Genomic DNA, 12,821 nt, shown 5'->3' on the forward strand with positions numbered 1-12,821 from the left:
CGCGAGGCCTCGTTCCCCCTTCGGGGGGATCCCTAGAAATTCGAAACAAGTTCCAGTAGTACTCACGGCCATTTATGGTGCGGACCGTTCCCCCTTCGGGGGGATCCCTAGAAATTGGAAACTTCCAGGCCAGAGCGGACTTCCTTATTCAGGGCTGCTCCTGTTCCCCCTTCGGGGGGATCCCTAGAAATTGGAAACAAAATTAAACTGAATCCCCTGGTCTGTACGCTGTATAGTTCCCCCTTCGGGGGGATCCCTAGAAATTGGAAACCTCATAGTGAGGGCGTTCACCTGGAATCTTGTAGGCGTAGTTCCCCCTTCGGGGGGATCCCTAGAAATTGGAAACTTTAATACAAACCATTTACTATTAGGAAATGTTGGCTGTTCCCCCTTCGGGGGGATCCCTAGAAATTGGAAACTCAGACGAAGGCTAACAGACATAAGCGAACCTCCAACGTTCCCCCTTCGGGGGGATCCCTAGAAATTGGAAGCAGATCATCAACTGGGAACAGACTAGCTAGCGCCTAAGGGTTCCCCCTTCGGGGGGATCCCTAGAAATTGGAAGTGCTTAGTAGGCACACTCCTGGATGGTGGGTAGAAAGGGGTTCCCCCTTCGGGGGGATCCCTAGAAATTGGAAGCGAAGATCTTCCACTGCCCGGCGAGCCTCCCGCATGGGTTCCCCCTTCGGGGGGATCCCTAGAAATTGGAATCTTGTTTACAGATAACTGCGGTAGAGTTAATTCTGAAAGGGTTCCCCCTTCGGGGGGATCCCTAGAAATTGGAATCCGTCAACCTTTTGTTGGCTAAGCCAATGGGGTTGAAAGGTGGGTTCCCCCTTCGGGGGGATCCCTAGAAATTGGAATACCGCATGGGAGAGCTTCCCATTCGTAATTATTACGAAGGAGGGTTCCCCCTTCGGGGGGATCCCTAGAAATTGGAAACGTGTTCGTTTACAACAGCCTAGGTGACTATATCGCCAGTTCCCCCTTCGGGGGGATCCCTAGAAATTGGAAACCTTCCCACTGCATCTCAGACAGCATACGATTAATCTCTGTTCCCCCTTCGGGGGGATCCCTAGAAATTGGAAACAAGGTCACCGGCGCTGCTCAAAGCGGCAAGGGCAGTTCCCCCTTCGGGGGGATCCCTAGAAATTGGAAAAGAAATTGGAAGCGAACTGAAGCTGGGCCTGGTTATCAGGCGGGCAGCGAAAGCAACGGCTGAAACGCTCCAGAAATCGGCCTGCTGGCTGGGGAAAGTCTGGGAAAGTGAGGTCTGGATCCCCGGCAGCCACCGCTGCCCAAAAGTAGCGCAATTGTGGGGCCAAGGCTTGTGCCTGTTCCAAAGGCAAATTCAGCGGTGCGGAGGTTAAAAACTTAACCACCGCTGGTTCGCTGCGCTGGGCCATCCACTCCCGGGAGAACGCTTGCAAATCGGGCCAATCGGGCAGGGATCCCACCCGGTAGCTCTGGATATGGACTTGGATTCCGGTCTCTCGATCCGACCGGATCTCGACAAGGCGGTAGGGGTGGGGAAAGCTGACCAAAGAGCCGGTGGTAATGTCGTAAACCCCCCCTCGTCGGGCGATGTGCTGGATGTGCAGATGTCCGGTGAACACCAGTTGCACCCCATAAGCTTGCAGCAGCCGCCGCAACTGAGAGGCATTCTCCAGCATGTAGCGACGCCCCCAGGGATGGAGAGACTGCCCGCGCAGATGCTCGACCACGTTGTGATGCACCATCAGCAGCACCAGCTCTTCTTTGGCTGCCGCCAATTCCTTCTCCAGCCAGGCCAGTTGTTCCGGGGTTAGACACCCCACCAATTGACCCTGAGCATCGAAATGGTTGGAATTGAGGCCGATTAAACGGATCCCTGGCCGCAACAGCCGACTGTAATCCAAAGACTGCCCGTCCTCATAGCCAAAAGCTTGGTAGTAGCGGGGAAAATCAGCCAAACCGATGGAGCGCCCGTTGGCCTTGGGCTGGGGCACATCGTGGTTGCCGGGCACCACAAAAGCCGGAAAGGGCAGCCGAGCCAGCCGCTCCGCCAGCCACGCATGGTTTTCCGGCTCCCCATGCTGGGTCAGATCCCCCGGCAACAGCAGAAAATCCAAAGGCAACTGCACCAGATGCTGCAAAACCTGTTCCAGAGCCGGGATGCTCACCTCTACCAGGTGAAATCGGCTGGGGTGATCCCAAAGGGTGGAAGGGAGGGCGACGTGGGGATCGCTCACCACAGCAAAGCGGATCTGCACTGATTACTCCCCTTGACAACAGCAAGCAGACAAAGCCTTCGGCCCACCGGGGGGGCAAGCGCTTCTGCTATTCTGACATCCATCACGGGATCCCTTTATCTCAGGAGCACAGCATGGCGGCCCAGGTGATTACCATCGATCACCCTCTGGTACAGCACAAGCTCAGCCTCATGCGCCGTGTTGAAACCACAACCGCCGACTTCCGGGCGCTGATGCGGGAGATCAGCCTCTTGATGGCCTACGAGGTGACCCGCGATTTGCCCCTCAAGCTGCAGCCCATTCAAACCCCGATGGCCCCAATGTTGGCGCCGATGTTGGCGGCAGAGAAAAAGCTGGTGCTGGTCTCGATCCTGCGGGCCGGCCAAGGGCTCCTCGACGGCATGCTGGAGCTGATCCCATCAGCACGGGTGGGGCATATCGGCTTGTATCGGGATCCCCATACCCTGATCCCCATCGAGTACTACTTCAAGGTGCCCACCGATATCGAGGATCGTGAGGTGCTGGTGGTGGATCCAATGTTGGCCACCGGCCATTCGGCAGCAGCGGCTGTAGCGCGCCTACGCCAAACCCGACCCCAGTCGATCCGCTTCATCTGCCTGGTGGCCGCCCCAGAAGGGATCCGATATTTCCACAAACAGAACCCGGATGTGCCGATTTATACCGCTGCTGTAGACGATGGCCTAGACGAGCACGGGTACATCATCCCCGGCCTGGGAGATGCAGGGGATCGCCTGTTCGGCACCCGCTGATACAAGAGTGCCATGCCTACAGCACCCCGTCCAGAACTGCACTACTGTTGTGATTGGGAAGTTGGGTTAGGCGCCAACAACTGTTCTCCTCGCAGCATGCGGGCAGCAGCGCTGAGCAGCTCTTCTTCCAGATAGGGCTTGGTGAAGTAGGCAGTTGCTCCCAGTTCCCGTGCTGTTTGCCGGTGCCGTTCTGCCCCCCGCGAGGTGAGCATGGCAACCGGAAGATGCTTGAAGTTGCTGTCTTCTCGCAGGCGGGTGAGCAGCTCTAGGCCGTCCATGCGCGGCATCTCAATGTCGCAGAAGATAAGGTCGCAGGGCAGGCCGCCGCGCAGCTTTTCCCAGGCATCCTGGCCATCCCGCGCCTGTTCCACCCGGTAGCCCACCTTCTGGAAAGACATTGAGAGCAGCTCCCGAACGGTAATCGAGTCGTCCACGATCAGCACCGTGGTCTGACGCACCTCTTCCGGGGTCGGCTCCTCATCCCGGTGATCCAGCCAGAAGCGGTTGAGATCCCGACGGCGACCGTGGGCTATGTCCACCAGCTCGATGATGTCGGCAATCGGCAGCACCCGCCCGTTCCCCAACACCGTTGCCCCAGAAATGCCCGGCGGCTTGGGCACAGGCCCGCGCAGTTGCTTGATCACGATTTCCTGCTCTTCCACAAAGCTGTCCACCTGCAGAGCAACATACTGACCGGCACTTTGCAGGATGACAATGGGAATGATGCCCTCATCCTGAGTGATGCTGTACACCTCAGAACGGCTGCGGCTGTGGCTGCGGCTGTAGGCCAGCAGATTCGAGAGGGGCTGGAAGGGAAGGCGCTGATCCCGCCAGAGAATTGAGGGCCGCCCCTGCTCATCCGGCTGAACTTCGTCGGCAGGAACATCCAGCATCTCCTCCACGCCATCCAGGGGGAAGGCGATCAGGGCTTTGTCGCTGACACACACCATGGCCTTGGAAATGCTCAGGGTGAGGGGGAGGCGGATGGTAAAGGTGGTTCCTTTGCCCCGCACAGAATCCACTTGGATACTGCCGCGCAGATCGGTGATGTTGCGGCGCACCACATCCAAGCCAACCCCCCGACCGGCCAGATCGTCCACTTCGCTGGCCTCGCGAACACTGAAGCCGGGGTGGAAGAGAACGTTGAACACTTCGTCCTCGTCGGCTTGTTCCGCCAGCAGCCCCAACCTTTGAGCTTTGGCCTTGACTTTCTCCACCGGGATCCCGGCGCCGTCGTCCGAGACGATGATGATCGTCTGGTTGCCCTGATAGAAGGCTTTGACGACGATCTTGCCCTCAGGGGGTTTGCCCGCCCGGCGACGCTCCTCAGGGGGCTCGATCCCGTGAACCAGAGCGTTGTTCACCAGATGGGTCATCGGGTCATAGAGCTCCTCCAGGATGGCCTTGTCGATAAGGGTGTCGCGTCCCTCCACCACCAGGCTGGCCTGCTTGCCCGTTTTGATGGAGAGATCCCGAATGGCGCGGGGCAAGCGGTCGGCAACTTGCGAGAAGGGCACCATGCGCGCCCGGTTCAGGCCCTCTTGCAGTTGGGTGGTCACCTGGCGAAATTGGCGGGTAATCTGCTCTGCCTCATCCACGGCAAACTCGATGTCGGAGGAGGACTCGCGCACCCGCACGATGAGCTCAATGATCTCCTGGGCCAGAGCGTGGAAGGCCGTAAACTGGTCCATCTCCAGCTTGTCGAACTCTTGGCCGGAGGAATGACTCCGCCTTCCTCGGCTGGATCCCTCCCCATTTCGACCGAAGCCCACCGTTACCGTGCCGCCATAGGCTGAGCTGCTGCGGCTGGAGAACAAAGCCGATTCCAACAGAGAGCGGTCATACTGATCCCGCATGCGCTGGCCCAGATCCCCTAGCTGTTGCACACGGCCCAACAGGCCATCCAGAAACTGGCGCAGACGGGTTTGGTTTTGCTCCATGCTGTTGCGGATGACCACCAACTCTCCCACCAGGTTGTTGATGGAGTCGAGGTGACGTACTTCCACCCGCATCACGGGGTTGCTGAGGGCAGCAGCTCGCCGTGAGGTTGGCCCAGTCACCGCCGGAGCGGGAGCAGCAACAGATGGTGAAGGTGTAGGAGCAGCGGCAGGCGCTTTGGGAGCTACAAAGGGCTCCGCACCGCTGACGCGATCGAGATCCCCCAGGAGAGACTCCAGTTGGGCTTCAAAATCGCTTCCAGCCTCGCCCGGCACTGCAGCAGCAGGCTCTAGGGTGGGAGCAAATGTCTCCTCAAAAGCCGCCGCCGGTTCAGCAGCATCGAAAAGAGCTGCCAAATCGTCCAAACGGGGAGCCGGAGCAGCTTCCAGCGCCTCTTCCTCTGGGGTCTCGGCCTCGCCAACAGGAACGGCTAAGGATTCATCTTCTGCAAACAGGCTGGCCAACTGGCTTTCCAGATCGTCCTCCGCAGGCTGGAGGGCATTTTCTTCCTCCAGTGCGGCAACCGGCGGCTCTGGCTCAGACACGGGCACTTCCGCCAGGCTGCTCGCTTGCAAAGCCTCTGTGTCGCCCAGGAAGGTGGCAAAATCCAAGGGGGTCTCTTCCTGGAGCGCTTCCCCTTCTGCCAAGAACCGGCTCAACTCATCCAGATCCACCTGGTCGTAGAGCTCCGCTCCGCTAGCGCGACCGCCATCGGCATCCATGGCCGAGAGGGATCCGCCGGCTGCCAGGCTCAGTCCTTCTGCGTCGGATTCCTGGCTAAACAGAGCATCGAGGCGGTCGAAGGAGATCTCCGGGGAAGGGGTGGCTGTCTCCTCAGCCGTGGGTTGCAGCTCCGCGAAAGACTCCTCCTGCACCGGGAACAGATTCTCCAGAAGCGCCCACTCTTGGGCTTCTGCTGTGTCCCCGGCTTCTGATTGGGTTAGCGGGATGGAGTCCTCCTCGAGGGTCTCACCGGCAAAGAGATCCCCAAGGCTCAGCTCAGCCCTGAAGTCTGGAATTTCCGATTCCGTCGGCTCGTTGGCCATGTCGGGTAGAGAGGCAAGCTCGTCCAACGTGGGGAAGGGTTCGCCAACAGCGAGATCCCCAAGCTGCTCAGCCTCGGCAATGTCCAAAGAAAATACGGAAGGTTCACCGACTTCGGGCATCGACCAAGCCGGATCGGCTTCTGCCGCAGGGGTGGGAAAAAGGCTTTCCAGGCTGTCTTCGGCAGCATCAAAGACAGCAGGGTCAGCAAACCCCAGGGATCCCACCTCGTCGGAACCCGACTCTGCCAGATGATCTGCTGGGATGGAAAAATCCTCCGGCTGGATGTCTGCGGGAAATTCAGCCCAAAGATCTGCTGCGATTTCCCCATCCTCAAGGGTCTCTTGAAGGGGTGGAGACGGCTCAGCCGCCCAAAGATCGGCCTCCGGCTCACCAGCGGGAACGGCCTCAACGTCAGGAAGCTGAGACCCTTCTTGCCGGGAGGCGCTCTCTACGGGAAGTTCCTCAATCTCGAATAGCGCCTCTACCCCAGCACTTGCGGCTGCGTCTGGGACAAAGCCGGATCCCTCGCTCATGTCCGCAGCAGCGCTCCGGTCAGTCGGCTCCTGTCCAGCATCCCAGGCGAGCTCAGCAGAGACAAACCCCTCTGTCTCTTCACTCACCACTTCGGCAAACAGCTCCGCTAGATCTGCCTCGGCTCTCTCCTCGTCCAACCTTGGGCTCAGATCCTCAAAGGTCTGGGAGAGGGGCTCAGGAGAAGGAGGGATCAGCTCTGTTGGGAACTCTTCAATATCAGACAGCGCTTCTGCGTTGGCGAACAGCTCGTCAAAGGCCGAGGTGGCTTCTTCCTCCAGATCCAAGGGGGTGGCATAGAGCTCCGCTCCGCTGGTGCCCGCTTCCCCAAGGGATGAGGTCTGCTCTGCCACCAGATCCCAGCTTGTCTCTGCGCTCTCCTGCTCCGGCAACCGGTCGGCTCCGAGCTCATCTCCATCAAAAGAGGTCTCGGCGAGGGTTACCGCCTCTGGCACCGGCTCAGCTTCCCAGCTCAGATCGGGGGCAGCGCTTTCCTCCGCAGGGATCCCAGCAGCCGCAGCCCAATCCTCTGGGGCACCCCCAGGTTCTGGGAATGACGGCTCTGCCTCAGACCCCCAAGCAAGGCCAAGGTCGAAGGGCTCAGGGACTTCTGGCTCTTCAGGGGCTGCCGGAACAGGGCGGAAAGCCAGCAACTCAGCCGAGGGTCGGATGGTGTTTGCCGCTCCGCCGGCCAGAGCTTGGTGCGCTTGCTTCAGATCTCGCAGCACCGGCAGGGCCAGTTGTCGCAAATCCTGGCCGGGATCCGCCAAAATCTCGCCGATCAAGCGGGTCAAATCTGTCCAGCCCCCCAGTTCCAGAGCCGAGGATTGCCCCAAATCCTGCAAAGATTGCGCCAACGCTTGCAGGGCCGGTCGAGTGGCTGGGTCGTCGGGACGTTTGAAGAGTTCCAACATCTGGCGCAACAAGGCCGGGATCTGCTGATGCACCACCACCTCAAGGGGATCCGGCGGGGCAGGAGGGGCGGCAGGGCGAGCCAATTGTTGCAATTCTGAAGAAGGGGCAACCTGCTCAGGCTTGCCGGCCAAGATAAGCTGCTGCCCTTGCTTCAAATCCCGCAAGGCAACCAAAGCCAAAGTTCGCAGGTCGGCATCGGGGTTGCCCAGGGCTTGCTCGAAGGTTTCCGTCAACTGTTGCCAGCCCGCCAGATGATGGACTTGCCCGATCTCCTTGAGAACGGCGTTCGCCGCCACCAAACGCTCTCGGACATCTGCCTGATCCCGTTGTTTAAACAGCTCCAGCATCTGGCGCAACTGCTGCGGCACCACCTCCGCCATGTCCTGCTGTAGGGTGCGAACCGCCGGCGGCGAGACGGGAGCTGAGACAGGGCCCTCGCCGAGAAGATTTTGAATGTGCCTTTCGGTCTCTTGAAAAACCGGCTCCAATTCCGCCAGGGTGGTGTTGCTGACTTCCTGGGTGAGGCCGCGGGGGCTCTGCAGCTCCTCCAACAACATCGAAAGCCCATCAAAAGCCCGCAGCAGCAGGGTTTCCAGGTGCTGATCGACAGGCACTCCGCCTGGACGGGAGCGAAAGATGTTGAAAAAATCTTCCATGCGGTGGGCCGTCCGTTGGATGCTGGTGAGGCCCAGCATGGCAGCTCCCCCCTTGATGGAGTGAGCAGCTCGGAACAGCTCGTTGATCAGCTCGGGATCGCTCATGCTGTCCCGCAGGCTGAGGAGCACTTGTTCAATCGTTGCCAAGTGGTCGCGGGCTTCTTCGATGAAATAACTGAGGATCCGCTTCTGTGCTTCTTCATTCATGGCAGGAGGCCCTTCCTATAGCCCACAAGTTTTCATTCAGTAATAACAGACCGGACAGGGTGAGGCTCGCCTGGGCGAAAAGTCCGGCCAACAGTTGCAACAGGGGGATCCCACTGCCATTGAAGAGCGGGGACTTCTCCTTCATGGGGATCCTTGCCCCTAGAATGCCCTCAAAACAGCAAATTTGCTCATTCATCCCCAACCCGGAACCGACCGACAGAAGTTTGCAGCTCACGGGCAATGCTCACCAACTGTTGTAGCGAAGTTGCCACCTTCTGCGCCTCTTTAGAAGTCTCGTTGGCGGTCAACTCCACCGATTGCATCACCTGCGCCACAGAGCGAGAGGTTTCCGTCTGTTGCACAGTGGCCTGAGAGATCGCCCGCACCAGCTCGTCGATCCGGCGACTGACCTCGATGATCTCGTCCAGGCTGTTCTTGGCCTGCTCGGCCCGCCGCGTCCCCTCGATCACCAGTTGGGTGCCTTCTTCCATAGCCGTCATCACGTTGCCGGTTTCCGATTGAATCTGCAACACAATCTGCTCGATCTCCTTCGAGGCTTTGGCGGCTCGGTCGGCCAGTTGTCGCACTTCGTCGGCCACAATGGCAAAACCCCGTCCCGATTCCCCGGCTCGGGCCGCCTCGATACTGGCGTTCAGGGCAAGCAGGTTGGTGCGCGAGGCAATTTGAGAGATCAAAGCCACGATTTTGGAAATTTCCTGCGAGGATTCCGCCAATCGCTTCACTTTGCGGGTGGTTTCTGCCACGGTTTCGCGGATCTCCAGGATGCCACTCACCGTGCGATCCACAGCTTCTCCGCCTCGAGAGGCTGCTTCTGTGGCCTGGGCGGTCACGTTGGCCGCTTCGCGGGCGTTGCTGGCCACCTGTTGAATGGAGTCCGTCATCTCCTGAATGGAGTTGAGGGAGTTGGAGATCTCCTCCGCCTGGCGCAAAGCATCGGCAGAGAGGCTGCGGGCAAAGTCCTCGTTCTGCAAGGCGGCATCGTTCACGGCGGCGGCGGCCCGCTTCACCTGGCTGACAATGTCTCGCAGACTGCGAATGGTCAGGTTAAAGGAGTCGGCCACAGCCCCCAGCACGTCGGCAGTCACCTCTGCCCGCACCGTCAGGTCTCCACGGGCAGCTCCTTCCACGTCGTCCAGCAGGCGAATCACCTGGCGCTGTAGGTCTTCCTTAGCTTGCCCTTGCTCGGCAGCCCGCTGGCTCAGTTCGGCGAAGTTGGCTTCAAGGGCAGCCGCCATCTGGTTAAAGCTGTCGGCCAAGCGCCCCAGCTCATCGTGGGTGTTGGCTGTGGCTCGTACTGAATAATTCCCCTGGGCCAAGGCGGCAAAGTGGCCGGCCAGCTCTTGGGCGGTGGAGCGAATTTGTTTGGCACTGCTGGCCCCGAGGATAACCCCTGCTCCTGTGCCGATCAGCCCGCCTCCAATCACCCCGGCAATCAAGCGAGCTCCCCCATTGGCCGGGATCCCAAGGCCAATCGCCAAGCCGGCAGCCAAACTCACAGCTCCTTGGATAAGCGCTATGGCCAATTGCCGATCCCCAATCGGTCGGTTGGCGATCCCAGCAGAGGTTCTTGCCCCTTGTTCACCTACACTGGGAATAGGGAGGGAGGCCGTGGGCAGCAGAACTTGGGCCGCTCCGCTGCCGGTCTCCGCCATTGGGCTCATCCCCCCGGTCGCCCCCTCATCTGGGCGGAAGGCACCCACCGGCTCACCGCCATCCATGCCGGCAAGTTCGCGATCCAGGCTGTCTAGCTCGTCAAGCTCGAAGAGGGCAGAGCCGGGACTGGCAGTATCTTCATCGGGGGCAGGGATCGGCTCACTCATGGGGGCAGCCAATTCGGTCGGCAGGCTTTCTTCCAGGGATCCCCCTTCCTCTTCCTCAAAACCAGGCAGGGAGAAGCCCATCTCGTTGGGAAAATCGGCATCGCCGGCCAACTGCGTAATGGAGTCGAAGTTGTCTTCTAGGGCTTCCAGATGCTCTCGACCGAACTCGTTGAGAAAGGCAAAGTCATCTTCGACCACCGGATCGGTTTGAGGCCCGCCCTCTTCCGAGCCTACCCGTCGCGAGGTGGCCGGTGGTGTTACCCGAGAATGGGTTGGCATCTGGTAAGATGAACCCAATGGATCAGCTCCCGGCATTTGCAGGCCGGTCTCAAAGGGATCCCCAAATCTCTCTTCTCCCATGAAGACTTCGCCATCGCCGCTAAGGCTGTCCGCCTCCAGCGGAAACGGATCTTGAGCGAAGGGATCCGACTCTTCTTCCCCCATCCCCTCGAACTGCAAGAAGGGATCGGCAGCAGGGAAAGCCTCTTCCGAAAAGGCATCCGACCCAGGTGCAAACTCATCTTGAGGGCGAAACTCGTCCGCTCTTGGGGAATCGGAAATGTCCGCCAGCTCCGGCGCCATTTGCAACAGCTCCTCTAGACCCTTCCGGGCCGACTCCAGCTCATCGGGATCGCTGGCCGTCTGTAAAATGGTGTTGTAGGTTTGGCGAGCTTCCAACAACTGCCCAGCTTGTTTTTGTGCTGAAGCCAGCAGCAGCTTGACAGCAGTATCTTGCGGTTGAGCAGCAGCCACTTGGTTGAACAACCGCACCGCCTGGACGTAGTCTCCCTGCCAAAAGGCGGCCACCGCATCGGTGTAGTCTCTCTGACTGTTCGCGCTCGGAACCATGGATCCTCCCTTCACTGCTTGGCTACCTCTGTTCACGCTTCAACACAGATGCAAACGGAACGCCCCCAACACCTCAGAACCTCTTAGAATAATAGATGCAGGCTATCTCTCCTTCTGCCCCCATTCGGTCAAGAATGCACTTTTCTGCCGCCCTCTCAAGGTTTGGCCACTATGCAATCTCACCCTTACGCATCAGCAGGGGATAGCATCAGTCCAGCTTTCCCCATTGTGAATGGAGTCAGCTTGGATCTTTGATAGGAACTATACACTTTCCTCTCGCCGAACTCACAGGGGGCCGCTTGTCAACCCCAACGATTGGATCGCAGGATGGCCGACTGATCCAGCAATGGCAAGCGCGATCCCGTTCCGGGCACCACCCATTCCCCTCGCAAAAAAGGAGCCATGGACTCAGGAGCCGTGAGGGCAGGCCGCACCAATTCAGTCTTCAGCCACTCCATGCCTACAATTAAATCCACAGCCAAGCCCATCAGCAAATCCTGTTGATCCATTACGGCCACCACAGGAATCTCGGCTCGGTCGATGTTCAGGGGCGGGCTGATCCCCAAAAACTGCCCCAGATCCGCAACCCAGACGATCTCGCCCCGCAAATTCAGCGTGCCCAGCAAAACCGGAGCGACATTGGGCATGGGGGTGATTTTCTCTGGGCCAATGCTCATCACCTCCACAACCGATACCGCTGGCAGCGCGAATTCCTCCCCGGTGGCAATCTTGAACTTTAGGAATAGCTCACCTTCGGGAGCCTCCATCTCCCGCAACTCTTGGGTCTCATCCCCCATCAATAAATCCAGATCCCCTAGCATGATGCTCCCCCGCATGGATAGTCTTGTGGACTGTTGATCCCGCCCCCCTCCCTGCTTAAAACGCAGAGTCGTTCTCAGGACCTACCGAAAGGCGCGGAAGCAGAAGGGGCAGCTCTCAGCCTCTCAGTAATTGCTTAATCGTACCCACCAGTTCCTGTGGCTGGAAAGGTTTGGCAATGTAGGCATCCGCTCCCTGGCGGATCCCCCAGTAGCGGTCAAATTCTTCGCCCTTGGAAGAACACATGACGATGGGCGTTTTTTGGGTGAGAGGGTCGGCCTTGAGAAGACGGCACACCTCATAGCCGTTCATGCGCGGCATGACGATGTCCAGCACGATCAGGTCGGGTTTGTTTTGCTTCACCGCCTCTACGGCCTCCACCCCGTCTTCCACAGTCATCACCTCGAAGCCGTTTTCCTGCAGCAGCTTGCTGATCATCTCCCGCTGGGATTGGCTATCTTCCACCACCAAAACGCGACTCATTTCCGATTCATCTCCCGCAATTGATGTTTGATGGTCGCCAGGAGCTCTTGGGGCTTAAAGGGCTTGGTTACATAGGCATCCGCCTGGTTGCGCCTGGCCCACTCGATATCAAAGGTCTGGTCTTTGGTGGAACACATGACGATGCGAATGTGTTTGGTACTTTCATCCCCCTTCACTTCCCGGCATACCTCGTAGCCGTTCATGCGCGGCATGACAATATCCAGCACCACCACATCAGGCTTCTGCTGGCGAATGCACTCCATTGCCTCTACGCCGTCTGTTGCTGTGGAGACTTCCAAACCGTTCTCGGAAAGCAAGCTGGAAATGGTCTCCAGGTAGGTACGGTTGTCATCCACCACCAGCACTTTGCTCATCGCCGTCTTGCTCCTTTTGCACTCCCGCGCAACCGTCGGGCTGCTTTGACTGAGGTTTGCTCTTGTAACCTCACCTGGCTCCCTGGCTCCGGGCCGGCCATGCTACCCCTATTGTTTCGGTGAGGCCACTCTTCTGTCCAGTACTTCGCCTATAGTCTTC

Annotated in this window: 6 protein-coding genes, 1 pseudogene and 1 CRISPR repeat array; of the genes and pseudogenes, 1 reads left to right on the plus strand and 6 read right to left on the minus strand. The window is 59.0% G+C overall.

Annotated elements, in window-relative coordinates:
• Positions 1-11 precede the first annotated feature (11 nt).
• A CRISPR array of direct repeats spans positions 12-1,160; the repeat unit is 36 nt; unit sequence GTTCCCCCTTCGGGGGGATCCCTAGAAATTGGAAAC.
• Between the two features lie 438 nt (positions 1,161-1,598).
• Positions 1,599-2,252: pseudogene (locus NW838_RS02755) on the minus strand (metallophosphoesterase family protein); the annotation flags it as partial.
• Between the two features lie 113 nt (positions 2,253-2,365).
• On the opposite strand from NW838_RS02755, the gene upp reads away from it, so the two are divergent.
• Positions 2,366-3,001 (plus strand): uracil phosphoribosyltransferase, encoded by a 636-nt coding sequence (gene upp / locus NW838_RS02760; protein WP_414427463.1) that lies wholly within the window; start codon positions 2,366-2,368, stop codon positions 2,999-3,001.
• A 41-nt stretch (positions 3,002-3,042) separates the two neighbouring features.
• Here upp and NW838_RS02765 read toward each other — a convergent pair whose 3' ends face one another.
• The 5 genes from NW838_RS02765 to NW838_RS02785 all read right to left on the minus strand — a co-directional run bounded on the left by NW838_RS02765 (position 3,043) and on the right by NW838_RS02785 (position 12,661).
• The gene (locus tag NW838_RS02765) at positions 3,043-8,295 is read right to left on the minus strand and encodes a response regulator (RefSeq protein WP_414427464.1); all 5,253 of its coding nucleotides are present in this window, start codon (positions 8,293-8,295) and stop codon (positions 3,043-3,045) included.
• 188 nt (positions 8,296-8,483) lie between these two features.
• Positions 8,484-10,985 carry a methyl-accepting chemotaxis protein gene (locus NW838_RS02770; RefSeq protein ID WP_414427465.1) on the minus strand — a complete coding sequence of 834 codons (2,502 nt, stop codon included), beginning with the start codon at positions 10,983-10,985 and terminating at the stop codon, positions 8,484-8,486.
• Between the two features lie 302 nt (positions 10,986-11,287).
• On the minus strand, positions 11,288-11,806 hold the full coding sequence (locus NW838_RS02775; protein ID WP_414427466.1) for a CheW domain-containing protein: 519 nt from the start codon (positions 11,804-11,806) through the stop codon (positions 11,288-11,290).
• A gap of 115 nt (positions 11,807-11,921) precedes the next feature.
• Positions 11,922-12,287 carry a response regulator transcription factor gene (locus tag NW838_RS02780; protein WP_011433531.1) on the minus strand — a complete coding sequence of 122 codons (366 nt, stop codon included), beginning with the start codon at positions 12,285-12,287 and terminating at the stop codon, positions 11,922-11,924.
• Positions 12,284-12,661 carry a response regulator gene (locus NW838_RS02785; RefSeq protein ID WP_414328794.1) on the minus strand — a complete coding sequence of 126 codons (378 nt, stop codon included), beginning with the start codon at positions 12,659-12,661 and terminating at the stop codon, positions 12,284-12,286. The genes NW838_RS02780 and NW838_RS02785 overlap by 4 nt, the downstream gene beginning before the upstream one ends.
• Positions 12,662-12,821: the final 160 nt, after the last annotated feature.

The sequence above is a fragment of the Synechococcus sp. R55.2 genome (assembly GCF_047462075.1).
In the GTDB taxonomy this organism is placed as follows: domain Bacteria; phylum Cyanobacteriota; class Cyanobacteriia; order Thermostichales; family Thermostichaceae; genus Thermostichus.

What these genes read in the sequence shown, in the direction of transcription:
- upp (WP_414427463.1), top strand. Translation starts at nt 2,366, where the DNA reads ATGGCGGCCCAGGTGATTACCATCGATCACCCTCTGGTACAGCACAAG.
- NW838_RS02765 (WP_414427464.1), bottom strand. Translation starts at nt 8,295, where the DNA reads ATGAATGAAGAAGCACAGAAGCGGATCCTCAGTTATTTCATCGAAGAA.
- NW838_RS02770 (WP_414427465.1), bottom strand. Translation starts at nt 10,985, where the DNA reads ATGGTTCCGAGCGCGAACAGTCAGAGAGACTACACCGATGCGGTGGCC.
- NW838_RS02775 (WP_414427466.1), bottom strand. Translation starts at nt 11,806, where the DNA reads ATGCTAGGGGATCTGGATTTATTGATGGGGGATGAGACCCAAGAGTTG.
- NW838_RS02780 (WP_011433531.1), bottom strand. Translation starts at nt 12,287, where the DNA reads ATGAGTCGCGTTTTGGTGGTGGAAGATAGCCAATCCCAGCGGGAGATG.
- NW838_RS02785 (WP_414328794.1), bottom strand. Translation starts at nt 12,661, where the DNA reads ATGAGCAAAGTGCTGGTGGTGGATGACAACCGTACCTACCTGGAGACC.